21 protein-coding genes and 2 tRNA genes are annotated in these 22721 nt (G+C 46.6%); 21 read left to right on the forward strand and 2 right to left on the reverse strand.

Annotated features, from left to right (window positions below; all coding sequences use genetic code 11):
* Nucleotides 1–114: 114 nt before the first annotated feature.
* The 9 genes from AABA11_RS01740 (at nucleotide 115) to AABA11_RS01780 (ending at nucleotide 8633) form a co-directional block, all read left to right on the forward strand.
* A complete protein-coding gene (locus tag AABA11_RS01740; protein ID WP_338264883.1) occupies nucleotides 115–1119 on the forward strand; it encodes an aspartate carbamoyltransferase catalytic subunit in 1005 nt (334 codons plus the stop codon).
* 1 nt (nucleotide 1120) lies between these two features.
* Nucleotides 1121–2398: a dihydroorotase gene (locus AABA11_RS01745; RefSeq protein WP_265728414.1), complete on the forward strand. Its 1278-nt coding sequence runs from the start codon at nucleotides 1121–1123 to the stop codon at nucleotides 2396–2398.
* A 116-nt stretch (nucleotides 2399–2514) separates the two neighbouring features.
* Nucleotides 2515–3621: a GGDEF domain-containing protein gene (locus AABA11_RS01750; protein ID WP_338264885.1), complete on the forward strand. Its 1107-nt coding sequence runs from the start codon at nucleotides 2515–2517 to the stop codon at nucleotides 3619–3621.
* 89 nt (nucleotides 3622–3710) lie between these two features.
* Entirely contained in the window at nucleotides 3711–4439 is a 729-nt protein-coding gene (locus tag AABA11_RS01755; protein ID WP_265728416.1) for a YggS family pyridoxal phosphate-dependent enzyme, read from the forward strand.
* Nucleotides 4440–4517: 78 nt separating this feature from the next.
* Nucleotides 4518–5345 carry a pyrroline-5-carboxylate reductase gene (gene proC, locus AABA11_RS01760; protein ID WP_338264887.1) on the forward strand — a complete coding sequence of 276 codons (828 nt, stop codon included), beginning with the start codon at nucleotides 4518–4520 and terminating at the stop codon, nucleotides 5343–5345.
* 17 nt (nucleotides 5346–5362) lie between these two features.
* Complete coding sequence (locus AABA11_RS01765; protein WP_265728418.1) at nucleotides 5363–5905, forward strand: YggT family protein; 543 nt, start codon at nucleotides 5363–5365, stop codon at nucleotides 5903–5905.
* A gap of 169 nt (nucleotides 5906–6074) precedes the next feature.
* Complete coding sequence (coaD, locus tag AABA11_RS01770; RefSeq protein ID WP_265728419.1) at nucleotides 6075–6560, forward strand: pantetheine-phosphate adenylyltransferase; 486 nt, start codon at nucleotides 6075–6077, stop codon at nucleotides 6558–6560.
* A 65-nt stretch (nucleotides 6561–6625) separates the two neighbouring features.
* Nucleotides 6626–6877 carry a YfhL family 4Fe-4S dicluster ferredoxin gene (locus AABA11_RS01775; RefSeq protein WP_110574892.1) on the forward strand — a complete coding sequence of 84 codons (252 nt, stop codon included), beginning with the start codon at nucleotides 6626–6628 and terminating at the stop codon, nucleotides 6875–6877.
* A 19-nt stretch (nucleotides 6878–6896) separates the two neighbouring features.
* The gene (locus AABA11_RS01780) at nucleotides 6897–8633 is read left to right on the forward strand and encodes a potassium/proton antiporter (protein WP_265728450.1); all 1737 of its coding nucleotides are present in this window, start codon (nucleotides 6897–6899) and stop codon (nucleotides 8631–8633) included.
* A 12-nt stretch (nucleotides 8634–8645) separates the two neighbouring features.
* Here AABA11_RS01780 and AABA11_RS01785 read toward each other — a convergent pair whose 3' ends face one another.
* Entirely contained in the window at nucleotides 8646–9749 is a 1104-nt protein-coding gene (locus tag AABA11_RS01785; RefSeq protein ID WP_338264888.1) for an ion channel, read from the reverse strand.
* A gap of 14 nt (nucleotides 9750–9763) precedes the next feature.
* Nucleotides 9764–10237, reverse strand: coding sequence for a tRNA (uridine(34)/cytosine(34)/5-carboxymethylaminomethyluridine(34)-2'-O)-methyltransferase TrmL (gene trmL, locus AABA11_RS01790; protein WP_265728421.1), 474 nt, complete (start codon nucleotides 10235–10237; stop codon nucleotides 9764–9766).
* A gap of 119 nt (nucleotides 10238–10356) precedes the next feature.
* On the opposite strand from trmL, the gene AABA11_RS01795 reads away from it, so the two are divergent.
* The 12 genes from AABA11_RS01795 to AABA11_RS01850 all read left to right on the forward strand — a co-directional run bounded on the left by AABA11_RS01795 (nucleotide 10357) and on the right by AABA11_RS01850 (nucleotide 22712).
* A tRNA-Phe gene (locus AABA11_RS01795) sits at nucleotides 10357–10432 on the forward strand.
* 83 nt (nucleotides 10433–10515) lie between these two features.
* Nucleotides 10516–10591, forward strand: a tRNA-Phe gene (locus tag AABA11_RS01800).
* 164 nt (nucleotides 10592–10755) lie between these two features.
* Complete coding sequence (locus AABA11_RS01805) at nucleotides 10756–13926, forward strand: CHASE domain-containing protein (RefSeq protein WP_338264890.1); 3171 nt, start codon at nucleotides 10756–10758, stop codon at nucleotides 13924–13926.
* Nucleotides 13927–13952: 26 nt separating this feature from the next.
* On the forward strand, nucleotides 13953–14300 hold the full coding sequence (locus tag AABA11_RS01810; RefSeq protein ID WP_338264893.1) for an Hpt domain-containing protein: 348 nt from the start codon (nucleotides 13953–13955) through the stop codon (nucleotides 14298–14300).
* A 217-nt stretch (nucleotides 14301–14517) separates the two neighbouring features.
* Nucleotides 14518–15819, forward strand: a complete 1302-nt coding sequence (ugpB, locus tag AABA11_RS01815; RefSeq protein ID WP_338264894.1) for a sn-glycerol-3-phosphate ABC transporter substrate-binding protein UgpB — start codon at nucleotides 14518–14520, stop codon at nucleotides 15817–15819.
* A gap of 117 nt (nucleotides 15820–15936) precedes the next feature.
* Nucleotides 15937–16815 (forward strand): sn-glycerol-3-phosphate ABC transporter permease UgpA, encoded by an 879-nt coding sequence (ugpA, locus tag AABA11_RS01820; protein ID WP_338264896.1) that lies wholly within the window; start codon nucleotides 15937–15939, stop codon nucleotides 16813–16815.
* Nucleotides 16812–17660, forward strand: coding sequence for a sn-glycerol-3-phosphate ABC transporter permease UgpE (ugpE, locus tag AABA11_RS01825; protein ID WP_265728426.1), 849 nt, complete (start codon nucleotides 16812–16814; stop codon nucleotides 17658–17660). The genes ugpA and ugpE overlap by 4 nt, the downstream gene beginning before the upstream one ends.
* A gap of 2 nt (nucleotides 17661–17662) precedes the next feature.
* Nucleotides 17663–18730: a sn-glycerol-3-phosphate import ATP-binding protein UgpC gene (locus tag AABA11_RS01830; RefSeq protein ID WP_338264899.1), complete on the forward strand. Its 1068-nt coding sequence runs from the start codon at nucleotides 17663–17665 to the stop codon at nucleotides 18728–18730.
* Nucleotides 18731–18736: 6 nt separating this feature from the next.
* Nucleotides 18737–19498, forward strand: coding sequence for a glycerophosphoryl diester phosphodiesterase (locus AABA11_RS01835; RefSeq protein WP_338264901.1), 762 nt, complete (start codon nucleotides 18737–18739; stop codon nucleotides 19496–19498).
* Nucleotides 19499–19512: 14 nt separating this feature from the next.
* Complete coding sequence (locus AABA11_RS01840; RefSeq protein WP_265728429.1) at nucleotides 19513–20271, forward strand: DeoR/GlpR family DNA-binding transcription regulator; 759 nt, start codon at nucleotides 19513–19515, stop codon at nucleotides 20269–20271.
* A 7-nt stretch (nucleotides 20272–20278) separates the two neighbouring features.
* On the forward strand, nucleotides 20279–21112 hold the full coding sequence (locus AABA11_RS01845; protein WP_338264904.1) for an HAD family hydrolase: 834 nt from the start codon (nucleotides 20279–20281) through the stop codon (nucleotides 21110–21112).
* 415 nt (nucleotides 21113–21527) lie between these two features.
* On the forward strand, nucleotides 21528–22712 hold the full coding sequence (locus tag AABA11_RS01850) for a GAK system CofD-like protein (RefSeq protein WP_338264906.1): 1185 nt from the start codon (nucleotides 21528–21530) through the stop codon (nucleotides 22710–22712).
* Nucleotides 22713–22721: the final 9 nt, after the last annotated feature.

The following is a 22721-nucleotide window of genomic DNA, read 5'->3' on the forward strand; positions in this document are numbered from 1 at the left end:
TGTCATTAATGCCCGGTTGCAGTGTGTCTGTACCGGGCATTTTCCTATCTACACTTCCTATTTTAAATAGAGAATGACGACCATGTCGTCTTTGCAGTTTGAGGAAAGCAAACCATGATGCGATCCGAACCTCGGGCATTACAGTTAAATGAACACGGCCAGCTAAAGCATTTTTTAACGTTGGATGGATTAGACAAAACCATTTTGACGGAAATTTTAGACCGAGCCGACTCCTTTCTCTCGATGGGAGAACAGTCTGTTAAGAAAGTTCCTCTGCTACGCGGTAAAACCGTAGTCAATTTATTTTTCGAAAACTCTACCCGTACACGTACCACGTTTGAGCTTGCCGCTAAGCGTTTATCCGCAGATGTCATCAATTTGAACATTGAAACGTCGGCAACGTCCAAAGGGGAATCTTTGCTGGATACGTTGAAAAACTTAGAAGCCATGCAAAGTGACATGTTCATTGTTCGCCATTCAGACAGTGGCGCGGCGCATTTTATTGCCGAACATTGCACACCGAATGTGGCCATCATTAATGCGGGTGACGGACGTCACGCTCACCCAACGCAAGCGATGCTAGACATGTTGACGATTCGCCGTCATAAAGGCCGCTTCGATGGTTTAAAAATCGCGATTGTTGGCGACATTCTGCATTCACGAGTGGCGCGCTCTCAGCTGCAAGCATTGACTACCCTAGGGGTGAGTGATGTGCGTTTGGTGGGGCCGAAAACCTTAGTGCCGAGTTTCTTCGCAGAAATGGGTGCGACCATTTGTCATGACCTAGAGGCTGGTCTAAAAGACGTGGATGTTGTGGTGATGCTACGACTTCAAAAAGAGCGTATGAAAGGCGCGTTATTGCCGAGCGAAAGTGAGTTCTACCGTTTGTATGGTTTGACGGAGGAGTCTTTGTCATGGGCGAAGCCTGATGCGATCGTGATGCACCCAGGTCCTATTAACCGTGGCGTTGAGATCTCCTCTGACGTGGCCGATGGTAAGCATTCAGTGATTTTAGACCAAGTAACCAACGGTATTGCAGTGCGCATGGCGGTATTGTCTATGGCCATGAGCGGTCAGCTGCAAAGTGATGAATCGCCAGCGACGAAGGACGAAGAATAGTATGAAATTACGTATTCAAAATGGTCGTTTGATCGACCCAAGCCAAGACATCGATGCGATAACGGATCTGTTTATCGACAACCAAAAGGTGGTCGCGATAGGCGAGGCGCCTGAAGGGTTTGAAAATGCCGACGTAGTGGACGCTACGGGTCAGTGGATTTTGCCTGGCTTAGTGGATCTTGCGGTGGCATTGCGTGAGCCAGGACAAACGCAAAAAGGCAGCATTGCGACGGAAGGCCGTGCGGCTGTTTCGGGTGGCGTGACGACGTTGGTTTGCCCGCCAGACACTCGTCCTATTGTGGATACGCCAGCGGTGGCGGCGCTGATTCAAGACAAAGCCGATGATGCCGGTATGGCGAATGTGTTCCCATTGGGAGCGTTAACGCAAGGGCTGGAAGGCGCGCAATTGAGCAATATGGTGGCGTTAACCGAAGCAGGATGTATCGCATTGTCGAATCATCGTCACCCGATGGCGAGCACCAAGGTGTTGTCTCGTGCGCTTGAATATGCGGCGACCCATGATTTGTTGGTGGTGTTCCACCCTGATGAATCCAGCTTATCTGAAGGCGGTTGTGCGCACGAAGGTTTGATGTCGACCATGCACGGTTTGGCAGGCATTCCAGAAGAAGCGGAAACCATTGCGTTAATGCGTGATTTATTGCTGGTGGAAAAAACCGGCGTACGCGCGCATTTTGCTCGTTTGTCTTGTGCGAAATCGGTTGAGATGATTGCTGATGCTAAAGCCTCTGGGCTGGATGTTACGGCGGATGTGGCGGTGCATAACTTATTGCTTAATGATCAAGTGTTGAGTGGTTTTGATGGCCATTATCATGTGTTGCCACCTTTGCGCAGTGATGAAGACCGATTGACTCTTATTGAGGGGATAAAAGCTGGCGTTATTTCCGCCATTTGTTCAGACCATCAGCCGCATGAAAAAATGGCCAAAACAGCGCCGTTCGCGGCAACAGAACCAGGTATGGCCAATGTCGAAATTTTGCTTCCTTTGGCGATGCAGTTAATGGACGAAGGCGATTTGGACTTCTCCACTGTTCTGACGTGTTTAACATCGGGCCCTGCTGCGTGCTTTGGGTTGGAGGCTGGTTCTTTGTCCGTGGGCAGTTTCGCCGACTTCATGTTGTTTGACAGTACGGTTCGTTGGACGTGGTCTTACGAAGGGCGCAGAACCAAAGGTCATAACTCTCCTTATTTTGGCGAAGAGTTTGTTGGTCGTGTTATGTCAACCTACATCTCTGGTCAACGCGTATACCAAGTGGCGTAAGCCAACCCATAAGGCCGAGCTGAGTTTTTCTTGGCTCGGTCTTACTATTCCTTTACTTTTCTTATTAGGCCGTTAATCTAGTTTGAATTACAAATTATTATGGTTTTAATTTCTATATGCCTACCGACTCACTAAACGCATTGCTAGAGCAGCAGCAAGCCTTGCGGTCTCGTATTGCATATCTTGAGAAAGAAAGAGATTTTATAAAAAGTTTGTACAGCAACATGCCTCAGGTGCTTCAGTCTATTTCGAAGGGCGCTTTGCTTGGTACCTTGCTAGATGGCTTTAAAATCAAATTACAAGCGCAATTGTCTAGCGCATATTGTTTGTTTCTTGTGTGCGATAAAGATTGTTTGCAGTGGCGCTTGCAATATACCGATGGCATTAATGACGCTTTATTAAATTCAAATAGCCTATTGGGCGTAGTGCCCAAAGCCTTGGTTACATTTGCCGCGAGCCCTTCTTGTCCGAAGCGACATGACAGCAGTATTCAAAACGCATCTGGTTGGGATCATTGGTCGTCATTCATTAAAAAACATGCCTTCACCGATGTGTCCATGGTCAGTGTGTCTGATGGTCAAGGCGCGATCTATTTGATGTTGGCATTTCAGCGTGAAGAGCATCGTTTAGAAAGTGAGTTGATGACGCTGGCGTTAGACGCGTATTCCTCTTGGCTCAGCGCCGTGTTCGAAAGAGAAAAAGCAGACTATTTGCTATTGGAAGACAGTCACCGAGACCCATCCACGGGCTTGTTGCGTCGATACAGTTTTGAAAACAGTTTTGGGATTGTGTTGAAGGATGCGAGACGTCATTTTTTACGCGCCGCAGTGCTGTCCATTAAATTGTTATCAAACTCGACGATCAAAGAGGAAGAACTAAAGGCGTTGGCGGATGTGATGCAGGAAACGGTTCGAGACAATGACCTTATTGCGTATTTTGGTGAGCGCGAGTTGGTGATGGGAATTCGTATTCAACATTTGACCGATGCTGAAATTGTTGCGGCAAAATTGTTGAAATCGTTGCACTCTTCTGCGTTTTCAGGCAACAAATTAGCGCACGATGGTCTGTCTATTGGTATCGCTTTTTATCCGGAACACTCTTCTCTTGATACTCTTTATCAGGCGGCATCAATGGCGGCTAATTCCTTGAAGAATGTATCAGGCTATCGCATTGAATTTCATGGCAAATATTATAAATCGAGTGCCGATTTTTATTCTATATAAATGGCTTTGGTAAGCCGTTTTGGTGTGTTTAAACAATATTGTGGTTGGTGTCCATCTGGCACTTGAGTAATAAAGAGGTGTAGTGGTTCATGGGTGTTGACGTAAAAGATGAGGATAGAAAGGCGATAGCGGCCAATTTGGCCTTGGTGTCTCAGCAAATAGCGTTGCTTGAGCAGCAATATCATCGAATCGCTGGCAGTGTGCGTTTATTGGCGGTCAGCAAAACGAAGCCTGTTGAAGCGCTGGAAGCGGCGTATCATGTAGGTCAGCGGGCGTTTGGTGAAAACTACGTACAAGAAGCTGTGGATAAATACCACGCTCTATCTCATTTGACAGACATTGAATGGCACTTTATTGGCCCGATTCAGTCGAACAAGTCTCGGCTCATTGCACAGACCATGGCGTGGGTGCATTCGGTTGATCGGGAAAAAATTGCGCGCCGCCTGAGTGAGCAGCGTCCGGACAATTTGCCGCCATTGAATGTGTGTATCCAAGTCAATATCAGTGGTGAAGAAAGCAAAGCGGGCGTGTCTTTGTCCGAGTTGGACGACATGGTGGCACTGGTTAATCATTTGCCAAATATACAGCTTCGAGGGCTGATGGCGATTCCCGCCCCTCAGGTTGATCATGACGCACAATGTCGAGTGTACGAACCTTTGCAGCAGGCGTTCATTGAATTATCCAAATCTGATCGCATGATAGATACCTTGTCTATTGGTATGTCGGCGGATTTGCCCGCTGCCATCGCATCTGGTAGCACCATGGTACGTGTTGGCACGGCTATTTTTGGTGCACGCGATTATTCGGCTAAGGCTTAATCGCGTTGATGACATGGTAAACCTAGCAGACGTTACATAATATAAAGTCGCTTGAAGAATGAACTAAAAGGACACGAAATGACACTAAGTATTGCTTTTATCGGCGTTGGAAATATGGCGAGGTCCATTTTCAGTGGTTTGCTTGCGAGTGGGTATCCAGCGGAGAAAATCATGGGTACGTCTAGAACGCCAGAAAAGCGTGAGTACTATCAGCAACAATACGGTATCTCCATGTTGGCCGAAAACGAGCAAGCCGTCAGCCAAGCGGACGTGGTTGTGCTGTGTGTCAAACCTGCGCAAATGCAAGCCGTTGTAGAAGAGTTCGCGGATTATGTCCGTGATGATCAGTTATTTCTTTCTGTCGCCGCGGGCGTGGAATTAGACGCGCTGGAACATTGGTTAGCAAAACCTGTGGCTGTGGTGCGCAGTATGCCAAATACGCCATCTCAATTGGGCGTTGGTATGACGGGCTTAATCGCCAACAAACACACTAATGCGTCTCAAAAAGAATGGGTGACGGAGCTGTTTGCCAGCGTTGGTAGCTCGGTATGGGTTGATGACGAAGTACACATGCACACGGTCACGGGATTATCCGGCAGCGCGCCTGCGTATTTTTTCCGCTTCCTAGAGGCCATGATCAAAAGCGCGAAAGAGCAAGGTTTGGATGAAGAAACCAGCCGTAAATTGGCAAGCCAAGCCATGCTAGGTGCCGCGCGCATGGTGATTGAATTGGATGAGCCGATTGATCAGTTACGCAAAAACATTACGTCGCCAAAGGGAACCACAGAACAAGCGTTGCTGTCCTTTGAGGCGGCGAATATAGATAAAGTAGTAGGCGATGCGGTATTCGCATGCGTAGAACGTTCGAAGGAATTGGCGAAAGCTTTTTCCGCTCAGAAAGATTGATTTAAGGATTGTACAATATGCATTCAGATCCATTTATAATGCTCGTAAAGGTGATTTGTAATCTTTACTTATTCATTGTTTTGCTTCGTTTGGTGCTGCAATTGACGCGCGCTGATTTTTACAACCCGATTAGTCAGGGTATTGTGAAAGCCACCAGTCCAATTGTCATTCCATTGCGAAAGGTGATCCCTGCGTTTGGTCGTTTGGACACGGCGTCTTTGGTGTTGGCTTTGTTGGTGCAATTTGTCACCGTGGCGTTGGTGGTTGTTATTAGTGGTGCTGTTATTGCGCCAGGGGCTTATGCGATTTATACGGTGGCTGGCACGCTTTACCATTTGTTGGATTTGTATTTCTGGGCGATGCTGATTTCGGTGATTCTGAGTTGGGTTGCGCCGGGTGCAAATCATCCTGGCGCTATGCTAGTTGGGCAGATTACCGCGCCTTTATACCGAACTTGCCAGCGCTTTATTCCGACGTTGGGTGGCCTTGATTTATCGCCTATATTTATCTTTTTGGCGATTTCGTTTTTGAAGCAAGTACTGGCTCCGTATAGTATTTAGTCTTTTTGTTAGATGTCATGCCGTGTCGAGGTAACGGTTACCTTGTTGCGACGAATTGAGAACAGGGGCGTATTCCTATATGATGCGACCCCTAAACGGGAATTAGAGCGAATAATAAAACGCCAGCAGCCCTATATGTTCTTCTTTATTAATTTTTTGGATGAAAGCTATGAGTACGATTGCGGTTTATCCGGGGACATTTGACCCTATTACAAACGGCCATACGGATTTGGTTGAACGCGCATCAAAGCTATTTAACAAGGTTATTGTGGCGGTGGCAGCAAGCCCCAAAAAGCGTCCTGCTTTGTCCCATGAACTGCGTATTTCATTGGCGAAAACTGTTTTGGGTCATTTGCCCAACGTTGAAGTGGTCGGATTTGATAACTTGTTGACGGAGTTTACTCGCTCCGTTAATGGTCAAGTGGTCATTCGTGGTCTTCGAGCGGTGTCTGATTTTGAATATGAATTCCAATTGGCCAATATGAACCGAGCGATTGCGCCTGATGTAGAAAGTATCTTTTTGACACCGTCAGAAAAGCACTCCTATATTTCTTCGACATTGGTTCGTGAGATTGCTTCGCTGAATGGCGACTTTGGTCAGTTTGTCAGCCCAGAAGTAAAGCGCGTTTTGCAAGAGCACTATAAAACCATTTAAACCTGGTTTGTTCATTATTGTTATTTATTCCGCGATAGACACTATGGCGGTTTTAGGAGAGAAGAATGTCTCTTATTATTACTGATGAATGCATCAACTGTGATGTGTGTGAGCCCGAATGCCCGAATGAGGCGATCTCTCAGGGTGAAGAAATTTATGTCATTGAGCCATCAAAATGCACCGAATGTGTTGGTCATTTTGACGAACCTCAGTGTCAGCAAGTGTGCCCAGTAGACTGTATTCCACTAGACCCTAATCATAAAGAAACGGAAGAGCAGTTAATGGAAAAATATTTAACGCTCACCGGTCAGCTTTAATCAATAGGTTGTTGCCAACATCGACACAAATAGTTTTATTTTTTTAGCGGGAATACTGTTATTAGTCAGTATTCTGGCCAGTTCATTTACTGTTCGTGTCGGCTTACCTTTGTTGCTTGTATTTCTGGGAATCGGAATGCTAGCAGGAGAAGAAGGAGTAGGCCGATTAGATTTTGACAACCCAAATCTTGCCTTTTTTGTTGGTAATTTAGCATTGGCCGTTATCCTTCTGGATGGCGGGATGCAAACAAAAACCAGCACCTTCCGTGTGGCCTTATGGCCCTCTTTGTCTCTTGCGACGCTAGGCGTTGTCTTTACCACGGCTTCCGTAGGCGCTTTTGCGGCTTGGATACTGGACGTTAAACTGATTTATGGTTTATTGCTTGGCGCGATCGTTGGCTCGACTGACGCGGCGGCGGTGTTTAGTTTATTGCGCAACAGTGGCGTGCAGCTGAATGAACGCGTAGGCGGTACGCTAGAGATTGAGTCAGGTGCCAATGACCCGATGGCAATTTTGCTTGTGGTGATGCTAACCGGCTTATTGCAAAGCTCGGATTCATTAAGTTTGTGGGCTTTTCTAGGGCAGATGATCCAACAATTCGCGGTGGGCGGTGTTCTTGGTTTGCTGGGTGGCAAACTGCTGTTGATGGTATTGCGCCGTGTTCCTCTTATTGAAGGTCTATACGCACTACTGATTATTTCATGCGGTCTTGCCACTTTTTCTGGCGTCAACATGATTGGTGGCAGTGGCTTTCTGGCGGTCTATCTTGTTGGGTTGATGGTTGGTAATGGGCGCATTAAACAACAGGATGCCATTTCTCAAGTTATGGATGGATTGGCGTGGTTGGCGCAAGCTGGCATGTTCTTGCTGTTGGGCTTGTTGGTAACGCCATCCAGTTTGTTGATTCATGGCTGGCAGGCCGTGGCGATTGCTGCGTTCTTGATATTTATTGCGCGTCCCGTTGCTGTGATCTTGTGCCTTTTGCCGTTTGATTTTCGCTGGCCAGAGCGGTTTTATATCAGTTGGGTGGGGTTACGCGGCGCGGTACCAATCGTTTTGGCTTTGTATCCTGTTATCGCGGGCTTGTCTAATTCTGAATTGCTGTTTGAAATTACTTTTACCGTGGTTCTTATCTCTTTGTTACTGCAGGGATCGACGGTTCCTCATGTGGCGCGGTGGTTAAAAATTATTGTGCCTTCAGCGCCCGCTCCGACGACACGATTTTCTCTGATCAATGATGTGGACGCGCATCGCTCGTTAGAATTGTATGAGTTTTTGGTTCAAGCTGAAGGCATTCGGATTCCGGCTTCTATTGTACAAAATGTGCCCAGTGCAACGCTATCGACACCGCAGTTGGTTTCTTTGGTGCGAGATGGTCGACCTATCATTGTGAATGCCGAAACGGTGTTGATGCCGTTAGATCGGATTTGGATGCTGTTGCATCCTGGTGATGTGAATGATGTGGCTCAAATTTTTTCTCAGCCGGCTTCATCGTCCTTTTTGCTGCAGAATTTTTTTGGTGAGTTTGTAATACGTGGTGATGCTTCGTTGATTGATTTGGCGAAGGTGTATGGCGTGCCTTTGGATGGCATTGATGCAGAAGATACCGCGGCCGCTTTGTTGCAGCGTCAGCTCGGGCAACATTTGGTGGTTGGGGATCGAGTTCGCTTTGGAAACATCCGTCTGACAATCAGACAAATGGACGGTAACCGCGTTGAAAGCATTGGGCTTAAATTGCTCAATAAGCAATTATGAGCCCAATCTAGATTAACATTTGAACAAACGGCTTATCTCTTCGTTAGATGGAAGCACTTGATCGTCGTTGATCAAGATAATAAGCCCCTCCGCATTGATGATCGAATGCGTCTGCGGATGCGTGACAATGTCCCCGTTTTCTCCCACATAGCCCAACGCTGTGCCTATGTCGTTTTGGATGAGCGTCGTGACGACCTGAGCCCATGTGACCTTTTCCAGTCGCACGTTTAAACGAATGGTGTGATCGCCTTTATGACGGAATAAGTCTTCCAATACTTGTTCTGTTCCGGGAGCAATCAGAGATCGAACCAGCATTTCAGGGTACGCGCGAACTGGTCTGATGACAGCCTTTGCGCCAGCGCTTTTGAAGCGTGGGCGGTTGGTGTCATTGATTGCTTCAGCCATGATAAACGCCGAAGAATTCAATGCTTGGATACGATGTAACGTATCAAAGGTCAGGCTATCTGAGTGGCTGTCTTGGTTGTCTTGGCAAAGCACAATGATGTATTTCGCTTTGTGCGCGCCAGCGGATTCAAGCATGCCATCTTCTAATGCGTCCCCTGTGTGATGCACCACACCTTGTGATCTTAAATCCAGCGGCAACCCTTCAGGGAAGGCCGGCGTTAATATCTGAATGGGGATATCAATCAGTTCTGGAGTTTGGCAAATTTGGTCGATCAACAGTCCCAGATAGCGTTCTGCGTCGTATTTTGGCGTATTGATAATCAGTATGTGGTTTTGCATATCGTCCCATCTCATGCGGCCTTTGATGCGCATTTCTTTGCGCGTCAGCCTGAGTTCAACATAATCACTGGCAATTTGAGCGAGCAGCGTAATTCCCAAGCCATATATCAGCAAAATAGTCGAAAACTGTCCCCAAAAAGTAACGGCAGATATATCACCATAACCGGTTGTGCTGGCTGATGTCATGGTTAACCAAAATGCCTGCCACCAATTGAGGTCTTCGAAAAAAACCATAGCTAGGCTGTGCATGGCAATCACGCCAGCCAACAGGACAAGCCGTTTTTTTAGATCGCTGGTTTCATGAAGGTGCACTTTTTTGCGAAAGCGCCGACGACTATTTTTGCGTTTAAGGAGTAATCCTAGAGAATTCATTTTACCTCGGCGTATTATTCGGCATCGATTGGCATGGCATAACCCAGCTGACGCCAAGATTCGTACACCATCACCGCCACCGTATTGGATAAGTTTAAACTGCGGGAATTGGCTTGCATGGGCAGACGCAGCCTTTGTTCCAAGGGTAAAGCGTCAATGAACTCAGCAGGTAAACCGCGCGTTTCTGGTCCAAACACCAATACATCGTTTTCAACAAATGACGCTTCGCTGTGTGTGCGGCTGCCTTTTGTGGTTAGTGCGTAAATCGTGCCGATTTCATTCTGATCAACGAAGGACTGAAAGTCTGGATAACGTTTTAGGTGGGTGAATTCATGATAATCCAAACCAGCGCGACGCAGCTTTTTATCGTCTAAGTCAAAACCAAGAGGCTCGATAAGATGGAGGTGGTAGCCTGTGTTGGCGCACAAACGAATAACATTGCCTGTATTCGGCGGAATTTCTGGTTGGTAAAGTACAATATGAAGCATGGTTTTATCTCCTTGATATAAAGAGATAATACCAGACGAGCAGAAGAAACTAAGTTTTTAATTTTTTTTCAAAAAAACTATTGACCCATCAAAAGGTTTCTCTATAATACGCCCCACTTGCCCAGATAGCTCAGTCGGTAGAGCAGAGGATTGAAAATCCTCGTGTCGGCGGTTCGATTCCGTCTCTGGGCACCATGATTTAAAAGAAAGCCTGCTATTTTAGCAGGCTTTTTTTTGGTCAAAATGGCTTGCGTATCCTCATAGTCATTTTTCTGTTTGCCCAGATAGCTCAGTCGGTAGAGCAGAGGATTGAAAATCCTCGTGTCGGCGGTTCGATTCCGTCTCTGGGCACCATGCGTATCTCCTTTCTTCTGTTGCTGCTTTTCCTTTCAAATGGTATTACATATTTTACTGTCGGTTTTCTGTCGCGCCGTTTATTACACAAGATAACCATTATTTGATCTTCATATCTCACAGTTTTGGCTATGCTTAATACGTTTTTGATGGAGCAAATAAATATGATGAAAGTGATGTCTGTCGTTGTTCTAACCGCGTTAGGGTATTTTTTGCTGGGTGTGGTTGGATTGGCTGTGGCGATTTCACCCGGTTATTCAACCATCATTTGGCCCGCTTCTGGTGTGGCTATTGCCGCGGTGATGTTTTTTCCTAAGTTCGCACCCTTTGGTGTGTTTCTAGGCTCTTTACTGCTGAATATTAGCGCGACTTGGTTTAATTATCATGAACTCGCGTTTGCTCTTCCCGCTTGCATAGCGTTGGGTTCCACGTTGCAATCTTGTGTTGGTGCGTATCTTGTTCGTCGTTTTGTTGGTGTTCCTTTTCTTTTTCATCAAACTCGCTTGGTTTTACGGTTTGTTTTCTTAGCTGGCATTTTGTCGACGTTAATTGGTGCCAGCATTGGCTCTATTTCGCTGCTTTCATTTGGTGTTATAGGACGAGAGGAGCTGCTGACGAATTGGTTGGTGTGGTGGGGCGGCGATATGATCGGGGTGCTGGTGATGGTGCCATGGCTTGCCGTTTGCTTCCCTTATTATTTTGGTAACCGATTAGAGCACCCGTTTCGTGTCTTGTGCGGTTTTTTGTTTGTCCTAGTCGTGACGGCGGCATTGTCTCTGGGCAGTAGTTATTCGGAATGGAATAAACAGTCTAAAGAATTTCGAGCCAACGCTGAATTGTTGGGAGTGTTGCTGAACAACCGCATTAAAAGCAGTATCGATATGCTGCACAGTTTTGTCGGCTTGATAAACGGCAGTGAGCAGATTGAAGCGAATGAGTTTGAGCTTTTTGCAGATAGTGTGATGCGCAGAGATAATTCCATTAAGGGGGTGTCATTAAATTTTGCCGTGGCTGGAAAAGATATTTCTAGATTTGAGCAGTCGATTCAAAAAAATTACCCAGACGATATCTTTCGTGTTAAGGAAAGGGACAGCGAAGGTAAGCTTAAACCTGCGACGCCAAGAGATAGGCACATTGTGGTGACTTTTATTAGCCCCTTACAAAGCAATAAAGCGGCATTAGGTTACGACGTTTATTCGCAAGCCGATCGACGTTTTGCCTTAGATCAGGCTATTTCGTCACGTCAAGTTTACCCCACGGCTCCACTCAAGCTAGTTCAAAATTCGAATGCTGTATTATTGTTTTTGCCATTTTTTGATCGAGACACCGATGTTTTTTTAGGTGTTGCGACAGCGGTCATCGAGATTGATACGTTAACCGATACCATTGTTAAGCAAGGGCTTCTCACCAATACTGAGCTCTACTTGGTCGATACTGATAACGCGACATCCAAGCCGATTATCGTGACAAAAAATAGGGCAGCTCATTTGTCTGCAGAAGACTTGGTTACTCGTTACCTGGCCGGTGAATTTCATCATGCGGTTAATTTCGTTATTAATGTGGGTGGCAAAAACTGGCAGTTGTATCAAGTCAGTGATAATTATTTTTTCAAACAACCTTGGATCGTGAAGTTTGTTTTAGCGTGTGGTTTTTTATTCACTGGTTTGTTTGGCTGGTTTTTGTTGATTGTCAGCAGTCATACGGCGGAAGTGGAAAATCGAGTGAGATTAAGAACACGCGATTTGCAGTTGGCAAATGAAAACTTAAAAGTGTCGGAGCTGGAGCAAAGTAAAGCCAAAGAAGAGGCGTTGCAGGCGAGCTTAGCGAAGAGTGAATTTTTGGCGAATATGAGCCATGAAATTCGAACGCCGTTGAATGGCGTGATTGGGTGTTTGTCTTTGTTGAAGAATACAAAGCTGCAAACAGAACAGTCTAAATTGGTTCAGTTATCCCAACACAGCGCAGAGTCTTTGTTGGATATTATTAATGACATTTTAGATTTGTCGAAAATCGAGATGGGTGGACTTTCCCTCGAAAAACACGAGTTTGCCTTGCCAGAGTTAATCGAAGAGGTGAGCAATATATTTGTGTTGAAGGCGGAAGAAAAAGGCATTGTGCTTAATTCACCTGCAACGCTAATACCGGAACTCACTTTGCTGGGAGACCGTTTGAGGCTCAAGCAGGTTTTGGTAAATTTATTGGGTAATGCGGTGAAGTTCACTCATCAGGGTGAGGTTTCGTTGCGTTTATCGATAGAGCCTTTGACAGACAGTAGCATTGTATTGCGTGCTTCTATTGAAGACTCTGGCATTGGGGTGTCTAAGGAAAATCAGCGTCGATTGTTTCAGCGCTTTAAGCAGGCTGATGGCTCTACGACACGCAAGTTTGGTGGTACTGGATTGGGATTGGCCATCAGTAAAGAAATTATTGAAATGATGGAGGGGGAGATTGGTCTGGAGTCTGTGGAAGGAGAAGGGTCTACCTTCTGGTTCCGAGTGCCGCTTGAGGTGTGTGCTGAATCATCCCAGGCTCGCAAGCTGAGCTACCCAACACGCGCCACAGTAATCTATCAGAATCGCACAGGTCGTCATTATCTAGGGGCATTGCTGGATTCGTTTGGTGTCCTTTACAATGCGTACCCCAGTCTTTCTCAGGCATTGTCTGACAGTGAGTGGATTGGGCATCATGTTTTGTTGGATTCGGCGGTTTTAGAGGAGGCGGATGATGCCGATAGAATGGCGTGGGAGGAATTGTGCTCTCAGCATCGGGTAACGAAAGTGTTATTGCATGGCCGTTCAAGTGTGCCAGCGGAAGACCACGCTTATGACGTGGCCTTAATAAAGCCAATTTTTGGTCATTCTTTGTTGGCGGCCTTAGAGAATCTAAAATCTGTATCAGAAGGAGAGACTGAAATGTCGGTCGAAGAAGAAAAAACAGCGGATAGTCGTCCTGTTTTTAAAGCCAATGTGCTTTTGGCGGAAGATAATCTCACCAATCAGATTGTGGCTCGAGGCTTATTGAATTTATATGGGGTAGACGTCGTGGTGGCTGAAAATGGCCAAAAAGCCGTAGAGTTGGCACAGTCGACCGCGTTTGACATCATTTTTATGGATTGCCAAATGCCAATCATGGACGGTTATGAAGCCACCCGAACTATCCGTCAGTTTACGGACGGTAAAACGCCGGCGGATGTCGCTATTGTCGCACTAAGCGCCAATGCCATGAAGGGAGATGAAGACGAGTGCTTTGCCGCGGGCATGAACGATCACATTGCGAAACCCATTTCTCAAGATAAGCTGGTGGCTACGTTGACGAAATGGCTTGGCAAGGAATAACAGCGACCTATATGGAGAGTGGTGTCATGCTCGAACCAAAAGTATTTGATAATGCGGACTATGAAAGTCGACTTGCCTGTAATCATGAGTTAATGGCTTTGGTTGCATCAGAATTTATAAAGGAAGCTGAGGGCTTGTTAGTCGAGTTGAGCCACCATATCCAGAACCAAGATTGGGTTAGCTTTGCTTTGGTTGCGCACCGTTTAAAAGGGGCGGCGTTGGAGGTGTCGGGTTATCGATTTTGCCAATTAATCAGTAAGATGGAGCGCCATGCGCTTCAGTCTGATCACCAATCCTTGGGCGAAGATCATCGCCATTTGAAGAGCGAATTTATCGTGCTGGTGAAGGCGCTCAAGCTCGATATTCTTTCTTAGCGACATCTTGTTAAGTGTTTCTTTAACGGCCATTCTTTGAATGGCTGTTTTCATTTCTATTTTAAAATACGCCGATCAGCGCAATTTTATTGTCTTTTTGTTTCATTTGAATTGAGATTGTATTTCAAATGAAACCTAACTATCATCAAAGTGAAATATTTTCTTTCTATAGTCGTTCTTTCTTTTCTAATAAAAACTCATTGTGAGGAACACGGAAATGCATAATTTGAAGTTAGCGTCAGTGGTTGTTGGTTTATCTATTGCAAGTTCAGGCTTTGCCGCCACAGAAATAGAATGGTGGCACGCAATGGGCGGTGCAAATGGTGAAAAAGTAAATGAAATTGCCAAAGCGTTTAACGACTCTCAAGACGCTTATGAAGTAAAACCGGTTTATAAAGGCAATTATACCGAGACAATGACGTCAGCGATTGCCGCTTTTCGTGCCAAACAACAGCCCGCTATCGTGCAAGTTTTTGAAGTGGGCACTGCGAGTATGATGGCCGCCAAAGGCGCGATTTATCCTGTATACAAACTGATGCGTGAGTCAGGCCAGTCGTTTGATGAAAGCGCTTATTTGAGTGCGGTAACGGGTTACTACACCAACAGCGATGGTCAAATGCTGTCTATGCCATTCAACAGTTCAACGCCTGTTTTGTATTACAACAAAGACTTATTCAAAAAAGCGGGCATCAGCCAAGCTCCAAAAACGTGGCAGGAAGTAGAAAGTGCGGCAAAAAAATTACAAGCATCCGGTGTAACTTGTGGTTTTACGACGGCTTGGCAATCTTGGGTGCAATTGGAAAACCTAAGTGCCCGTCATAATGTGCCTTTTGCTACGCTGGATAATGGTTTTGGTGGTCTGAAAACCGAGTTGAAATTTAATGGTCCATTACAAGTGGCTCATGTTACCAAAATGGGTGAATGGCAAAAGAATGGAGTTTTTAGCTATTCAGGCCGCACCAATGATGGCGCCGCGAAATTTTACAGCCAAGAATGTGGCATGTTTACTGAGTCTTCTGCTGGTTACGCAGGCATCAAGCGTAATGCAAAATTCGACTTTGGTGTGGCAGAACTTCCATACTGGGAAGGCAAGGTAAAACAGCCTTCTAATACGATTATCGGTGGCGCGTCTTTGTGGGTGCTGCAAGGTCATTCTAAAGAAGAATACAAAGGCGTAGCGTCTTTCCTAAGTTACCTATCTCGCGCATCGGTACAGGCCGATTGGCACCAGTTTTCTGGCTACTTACCAATCACCAAAGCAGCGTATGATTTGACGAAAGGTCAAGGCTTCTATGCTGCGAACCCAGGTACCGAGACCGGTGTCATGCAAATGACGACTGGAACGCCTACGGCAAATACCAAAGGTTTACGCTTGGGTAATTTTGTGCAGATCCGTGGCATCATTGACGAAGCGTTAGAGTCTGTGTGGAGTGGTGATGTCGACGCCCAAACGGCTCTGAATACCGCCGTTGAACGTGGTAATGCGCAGCTTCGCAAATTTGAAAAAGCGAACGATTAATAAAACCTACGCCCTTATCTTGTATTCATAGGGGCGTTTTTTTATAGAGAGCTTTGTACGCGATGTCGTGCAAAGGTCTCCCTCAAATTGTTTTTTTTTCATTGTTTGGATTGTCTGATGACGGTTACGTTTCCCCAAAAAGGCCTGCCTTGGCTATTGCTGTTGCCACAACTATTGATCACAGCGATTTTCTTTCTTTGGCCAGCAGAACAAGCGCTAGAACAAGCGTTTTACCAAGAAGACGCATTTGGCTTGAGCCGCGAATTTGTTGGTTTAGAGAATTTTCTTGATCTGTTTACCGACCCCTTGTATTACCAATCAATCTTGACCACCTTGGTGTTTAGTTTTTCTGTTGCCATTGTGGGTATGTCGTTGGCGCTGTTGTTGGCTGTGATGGCGGACCGGGTGATCCGTGGCAAATTGGCGTACCAAACCTTATTGATTTGGCCTTATGCTGTGGCGCCTGCATTAGCGGGGGTGTTGTGGTGGATTTTGTTTGACCCGAGCATGGGGCCGATTGCCTTATGGTTGAAGTCGGCGGGTGTCGATTGGAACCATTATCTTGATGGTAACCAAGCGATGATCTTGGTGGTGATTGCGTCGACGTGGAAGCAAATCAGTTACAACTTTTTATTTTTCCTTGCGGGTTTGCAAGCCGTGCCGCGCTCGCTTATCGAAGCGGCGGCGATTGACGGTGCGAGTCCGTTTAAGCGCTTTTGGACCATTGTTTTTCCGCTCCTGTCTCCGACAACGTTTTTCTTGTTGGTGGTAAATCTTGTGTATGCCTTCTTCGAAACCTTCGGTGTGATCGATGCGACCACCAAAGGGGGCCCTGGACAAAGCACTACGACCTTAGTTTACAAAGTGTTTGATGATGGTTTTGTCGGTTTGGATTTGGGTGGATCGGCGGCGCAATCGGTTGTGTTGATGGCGATTGTCGGTCTGATGACGGTGATTCAGTTTCGTTTTATTGAGCGTAAGGTGCAGTACTCATGATCGAGAATCGACCTTGGTTAACGTTTGCGAGTCACGCAACATTATTTACAGGGATTGCTTTGGTGGCCTTGCCTGTGTGGTTGGCGCTGGTGGCGTCGACGCATCCCGCTTCGGCGTTTGGCGTTGGGCACATTCCTTTGTGGTTCGGCGATGCCGGTGCTGAAACATGGGGAACTGTGTTGTTTGAAAAAGCAGGCAACGGCGTGGACACTCCCGTCTGGTTTATGATGCTGAACTCCTTGATCATGGCGTTGGGTATTACGTTCGGTAAGATCGCTATTTCGTTGTTGTCGGCTTACGCCATTGTATTTTTTCGCTTCCCGTTTCGTAATCTGTGTTTTTGGGTCATTTTCATGACTTTGATGCTGCCGGTTGAGGTGCGAATCGTGCCAACTTATGAGGTGGTAGCGAATCTGGATCTGCTGAACAGTTACACGGGGTTGACCTTGCCCTTGATCGCCAGTGCGACGGCGACTTTCTTGTTTCGTCAGTGTTTTTTAAGCATTCCAGGGGAGCTAGTGGAAGCTGCTCGAATGGACGGAGCAGGGCCATGGCGGTTCTTTTTTGACATCTTGTTGCCGTTATCTAGAACCAATATCGCGGCCTTGTTTGTGATCTTGTTTATTTATGGTTGGAATCAATATTTATGGCCTTTGTTGATCACCACAGATGACGCTTATTACACCTTGGTAATGAGTATTAAGCGCATGTTGTCAGTGACCGATGGTGATATCGCATGGAACCAGATTATGGCAACCACCTTATTAGCCATGCTGCCACCCGTTGCGGTGGTGATAGGCATGCAGAAGCTGTTTGTTAAAGGCTTAGTGGATTCGGAGAAGTAGTAATGACGGACGTTATTTTAGAAAAAGTGGGTAAGACATACCCGAATGGTTATCACGCCATTCCAAGCGTCGATTTAACGATTGAAGAAGGCGAATTTATTGTTTTGGTCGGCCCTTCTGGTTGTGGTAAATCCACCTTGCTGCGCATGGTGGCAGGTCTGGAAAGTATTTCCACTGGTGAGCTGCGCATCCGTGGCGAGCGCATGAATGAGAAGGAACCCGCTGAGCGAGACATCGCCATGGTGTTTCAGAATTACGCCTTGTACCCGCATATGTCGGTGTACGACAACATGGCGTATGGCCTGAAAAACCGCGGTATGCCAAAGGATCAAATTGCGGAAAAAGTCAGCGATGTGGCGGCCATGCTAGGGTTGACTGAGTTGCTACAACGTAAACCGCGTCAATTATCGGGCGGCCAACGTCAGCGTGTTGCCATGGGGCGCGCTATGGTGCGAGACCCGAAAGTGTTTTTGTTCGATGAACCCTTGTCTAATCTAGATGCAAAATTGCGTGTGCAGATGCGTGTTGAGATTCGTCAGTTGCAGCGCAAATTGGGCACCACGACCTTGTATGTGACACACGATCAGGTGGAAGCCATGACCTTGGCGGATCGTTTGGTGGTATTGAATAAGGGCAAAGCAGAGCAAATCGGTACGCCGATGGATTTATACAATAAACCGGCGACGCCTTTTGTGGCGGCGTTTATTGGCTCTCCTTCAATGAATTTGATCAACGCGAATCTGACGGATCAAGGTATCAACATCTCTGATGTGCTAACTCTTCCTTTGTCTCATCAGCATCGCGGCGGCATTGTGTGGGGAATTCGTCCAGAGCACCTGGAAGTGAGCGATGAGCAAAATGCCGATTTCGCTTTGCGTATCCAAGCGGTAGAATCCTTGGGAGCTGAAACGTTAATTCATGGCAAAATAGAAACGCAATCAGGCGATGGCGAACCTATGGTAGTACGTTTGTCTGGACCGCATTTACCGGATGTGAATAGTCTTATGTGGTTGCATGCACCCGCGCAATATTGGCATCTATTTGACGCAAACACTCAACAGAGATTGTGAGGCGATATGAGCAATGACACGGTTATGCAGAACGATATTCTGAAAACAAAGGTGATGGGGCATCGTGGTGCGGCGTTGTTGGCACCAGAAAATACCCTGGCGTCGATTCGAGCGGCCGCTGAAGCGGGCGCCACTTGGGTGGAAATTGATGTGTATTTGATCGCCGAAGGTGGGTTGGTGATTTTTCATGATGATACGCTTGACCGGTGTACCAATGGATCGGGTGTGACCCGTGATGTTCGGCCAATGGATATTGCAGAATTGGATGCGGGTTCTTGGTTTTCGGATAAGTTTGTAGGCGAGAAAGTGCCTACTTTGCTGGACGCGCTGGAATGCATTCAATCGTTGAATTTGGGGTTAAACCTTGAGATTAAACACGATGGTGCGGACGTGGAAAACATTGTGCCAGCGGTCATGGCGATATTACGTGATCATTGGCAAGACAATGACAAACTGATGATTTCCAGCTTTAATCTCGCGGCATTGGCTTTGTGTTATGAGATCGATGATCAGCGTTATTTGGCGCCTTTGTATGAGGACATTCCTGATGATTGGCAAGCACAGCTTGTTGCCATCGAGGCTTACAGCTTGAATTGCGATTACTCACGATTGACTGAGGCGCAAGCGAGAGCGGTAAAAGCCGCTGGTTATAAATTGCTGTGTTATACCGCCAATGACCCTAAAAAAGTAGCAGCCCATTGGGAGTGGGGGATGGACGCCGTGATTACCGATGACCCAACTCAGTTTGCGTCATGGTTAGACAACTAAATTAAGGGTGTTGTGTGGGACTGAATGAAAGGCAAAACCAGATTTTAAATTGGGTGCAACAAGAAGACGCACTACTGGTGGAGGACATGGTGACGCGTTTTAACGTGTCATCACAGACAATACGCAAAGATATTAACCAGTTGGCCGAACGTCATCTTGTACGCCGAACTCATGGTGGAATTGCGCCTGTTTCCAGTACAGAAAACTTACCCTTTGATCACCGTCAATTCTTGAACAGTGATGCGAAAGAAGCCATTGCAAAGCTGGTGGCAAACGTCATACCGGACGGTGCTTCAGTGTTTTTAGGAATAGGTACCACCGTTGAGTACGTGGCTAAGGCTTTGGTGTCCCATCGGAACTTGCAAGTCTTCACCAATAATTTAACCGTGGCGAGTATCTTGGGCAATTATCCGCAGGTTCGAGTGCGTGTGCTGGCGGGAAAATTGCGACATAAGCATCACGATTTGGTCGGAGAGGAAACCTTATCCGGTCTGCGTCAGTATTTTTTTGATTACGGTGTGCTGGGGTGTGGCGGTTTGGATGAAGCACAGGGGGTGTTGGATTTTGATCCAGAAGAAGCGTCCGTCAGTCGAGTGTTAGTAGAGCAAAGTCGCCACAGTTTGTTGGTCGCGGATCAGCATAAATGGGGGCGCAAAGCGATGGCGCGCGTGCATTCTTTTGATTCAATCGATTGGCTTTTTAGTGATGAATTGACCGAGTCGCAAACCCGTTTACTCACCGATCACGGTGTTCACATTCAACTTTGTTCATAAGGCAATTATGTCGACGTCTGATTTTTCAACATTAACACTGTCTTCTTTGGCGCTTTCTTCTATAGATAAGAATGCTTGTCAGAACTTGCGATTTATCTTGACGGATTTCGACGACACGCTGACTTGGGAAGGGCAGTTGCCTGTGGAGACGTTGCGAGCGCTAGCACAATTAGAGGCAAACGGAATCAAGGTGATTCCTGTGACCGGTGGTTGTGCGGGTTGGTCGGACATGATTGCCAGAGCGCTTCCCGTTGATGGCGTGATTACCGAAGGCGGGGCATGTTTTATTGGCCGTACTGCAGATCGTCATCTGACATATTCCTTTTGGCGTGACGAGTCGGAAATGCGTGCAGAGCAGGCGGACATACTGGCTCAAGTGACGGCGCTGCTTGTTCAATTTCCGCGTTTGCGTTTGGCGAGAGATCAAGCCTATCGGCTGACTGATGTGGCGATCGATTACGCTCAGGACGTTAAGCCTGCCGCTGTGGCTGAAAAAGACGCTTGTTTGGCGGCATTGATTGAATTGGGGTTAAATGCGAAGGCCAGTTCGATTCACATTAATGTGTGCTCTCAAGGCTACGATAAGTTCTCTATGGCGCAGCGCGTGTTAACCGAGTCGTATGGCCTGAGTGAGACACAGCAGCAAGAGCAAGTGCTCTATGTTGGCGATGCTCCGAATGATGAAAGTATGTTTGCGCGTTTCCCATTGAGTGTTGGTGTGGCGAATATCGCGGAACATTTGTCGATCATGCGCCACCACCCACGTTATCAAACGACGCAGCCGGGCGGGTTAGGGTTTGCTGAGTTGGCGGATTTTGTTTTGTCTTCACGACACGCTTAGCGTGTCTTTGGTCGCGTTTGCCTTTGGGTAAAAGCGACACCAACGTTAATGCCATTAAAATTAAGCCATCCAAGTTAAGCCAATCAAAAAGCCCCTTGTATTTAGCGCTTGTCCACGGCCTAAGTGGGGTGATCTCATCAGAACACATCATCCAGTAACGTCGTTATGTCAGTTTGTCATTTCTGATTTCCGTAACACTTCTTAAAATGAATACGTGCTATGGTTTGTGAAGGTCGCATTTTCGGTCTACGTTGTTAAGCAGACTCTGTATTTTAATGTTGCGGCCTTTGGAAAGATAATAGCGCGGTATTTTTGCTGTTTTACGCTACGCATGTCGCTGTATCTATGATGGAATAGAATATATTGACACTCATGGAAGTGTTGCTCGCCTGAGGGTATTGGTAAGAGGTTTTATATGACGAGCTCTTTGCGTATTTGGCGCCGTATGGTGATGCCGGACCCTATTCGTGTTCACCGTTATCAAAGTTTGCCAGAACAAGGGCCTAAAGTACTGTTTTTCAGTGGCGGTTCTGCTCTGAATAAAATTAGTCGGGTTTTTAAAGAATACACGCATCATTCGGTGCATTTGGTGACGCCGTTTGATTCTGGCGGCAGTTCGGCACGTTTACGAGCGGCATTTGATATTCCCGCTGTGGGGGATTTGCGCAGTCGGTTAATGGCGCTGGCGGATGAAACCGTCATGGGGCAGCCGGAAGTCTATGCGTTATTTACCCATCGTCTTGCGGTAGATGCTGAACCAGCCGTTTTGCAAGCGCAGTTACAGCAGTTGGTAATGGGGGAGCATCCCCTTATTGAAACTATCCCCAACCCAATGAAGTCATTGATTCAGACGCAATTGGGCGTGACTCAAGCCCGGATTCATGAAGATTTCGATCTGCGTGGCGCCAGTATTGGTAATCTGATTATGGCGGGTGGTTATTTAAATAATCAGCAGCAATTGGATCCTATTGTGTTTTTGTTTTCCCGTTTGGTGAAAGCGTTGGGCGAGGTAAAAACGACGCTAGACGCCAGTTTGCATTTAGGAGTAGAGCTGGAAAATGGGGACATTGTTTTAGGGCAGCATCGGATTACCGGTAAGGAAACCGACATATTACCCAGCCCGATAAAACGCATGTGGCTAAACAAAGGCCTGCGTAATAGGATGCCGACAAATTGTACGATTGCAGACGATCGTAAAGATGCGATAGAAACTGCCGATCTAATTTGTTATCCGCCCGGCAGCTTTTATAGCAGTTTGTTAGCGAACCTTATGCCGGAGGGGGTGGGAGCGTCGATTTCTGCAAACCCTAATCCCAAAGTGTATTTGCCCAATTTGGGGGTTGACCCAGAACAACAAGGTTTATCGATGATGGAAAGGGTGGTACGTTTAATGTCTACCATTTCGGGCGATAAAGAAACCGCAGGACCATATTCTGTGTTGGATTATTTATTGTTGGATGACGCATACGATTATGGCGAGTTGGATGATGCATTACTGGCTCGCTTAAATGTCACTGTCATCAAAACGCCACTTATTACAGAGAAACCTCATAAATACGACGAACACTTGGTTGCGAGAGCTTTGTTATCTTTTGTATAAAATGACGTA

This window comes from Marinomonas pontica, assembly GCF_036322735.1.
GTDB lineage: Bacteria > Pseudomonadota > Gammaproteobacteria > Pseudomonadales > Marinomonadaceae > Marinomonas > Marinomonas pontica.

What these genes read in the sequence shown, in the direction of transcription:
- AABA11_RS01740 (WP_338264883.1), top strand. Translation starts at nt 115, where the DNA reads ATGATGCGATCCGAACCTCGGGCATTACAGTTAAATGAACACGGCCAG.
- AABA11_RS01745 (WP_265728414.1), top strand. Translation starts at nt 1,121, where the DNA reads ATGAAATTACGTATTCAAAATGGTCGTTTGATCGACCCAAGCCAAGAC.
- AABA11_RS01750 (WP_338264885.1), top strand. Translation starts at nt 2,515, where the DNA reads ATGCCTACCGACTCACTAAACGCATTGCTAGAGCAGCAGCAAGCCTTG.
- AABA11_RS01755 (WP_265728416.1), top strand. Translation starts at nt 3,711, where the DNA reads ATGGGTGTTGACGTAAAAGATGAGGATAGAAAGGCGATAGCGGCCAAT.
- proC (WP_338264887.1), top strand. Translation starts at nt 4,518, where the DNA reads ATGACACTAAGTATTGCTTTTATCGGCGTTGGAAATATGGCGAGGTCC.
- AABA11_RS01765 (WP_265728418.1), top strand. Translation starts at nt 5,363, where the DNA reads ATGCATTCAGATCCATTTATAATGCTCGTAAAGGTGATTTGTAATCTT.
- coaD (WP_265728419.1), top strand. Translation starts at nt 6,075, where the DNA reads ATGAGTACGATTGCGGTTTATCCGGGGACATTTGACCCTATTACAAAC.
- AABA11_RS01775 (WP_110574892.1), top strand. Translation starts at nt 6,626, where the DNA reads ATGTCTCTTATTATTACTGATGAATGCATCAACTGTGATGTGTGTGAG.
- AABA11_RS01785 (WP_338264888.1), bottom strand. Translation starts at nt 9,749, where the DNA reads ATGAATTCTCTAGGATTACTCCTTAAACGCAAAAATAGTCGTCGGCGC.
- trmL (WP_265728421.1), bottom strand. Translation starts at nt 10,237, where the DNA reads ATGCTTCATATTGTACTTTACCAACCAGAAATTCCGCCGAATACAGGC.
- AABA11_RS01805 (WP_338264890.1), top strand. Translation starts at nt 10,756, where the DNA reads ATGATGAAAGTGATGTCTGTCGTTGTTCTAACCGCGTTAGGGTATTTT.
- AABA11_RS01810 (WP_338264893.1), top strand. Translation starts at nt 13,953, where the DNA reads ATGCTCGAACCAAAAGTATTTGATAATGCGGACTATGAAAGTCGACTT.
- ugpB (WP_338264894.1), top strand. Translation starts at nt 14,518, where the DNA reads ATGCATAATTTGAAGTTAGCGTCAGTGGTTGTTGGTTTATCTATTGCA.
- ugpA (WP_338264896.1), top strand. Translation starts at nt 15,937, where the DNA reads ATGACGGTTACGTTTCCCCAAAAAGGCCTGCCTTGGCTATTGCTGTTG.
- ugpE (WP_265728426.1), top strand. Translation starts at nt 16,812, where the DNA reads ATGATCGAGAATCGACCTTGGTTAACGTTTGCGAGTCACGCAACATTA.
- AABA11_RS01830 (WP_338264899.1), top strand. Translation starts at nt 17,663, where the DNA reads ATGACGGACGTTATTTTAGAAAAAGTGGGTAAGACATACCCGAATGGT.
- AABA11_RS01835 (WP_338264901.1), top strand. Translation starts at nt 18,737, where the DNA reads ATGAGCAATGACACGGTTATGCAGAACGATATTCTGAAAACAAAGGTG.
- AABA11_RS01845 (WP_338264904.1), top strand. Translation starts at nt 20,279, where the DNA reads ATGTCGACGTCTGATTTTTCAACATTAACACTGTCTTCTTTGGCGCTT.
- AABA11_RS01850 (WP_338264906.1), top strand. Translation starts at nt 21,528, where the DNA reads ATGACGAGCTCTTTGCGTATTTGGCGCCGTATGGTGATGCCGGACCCT.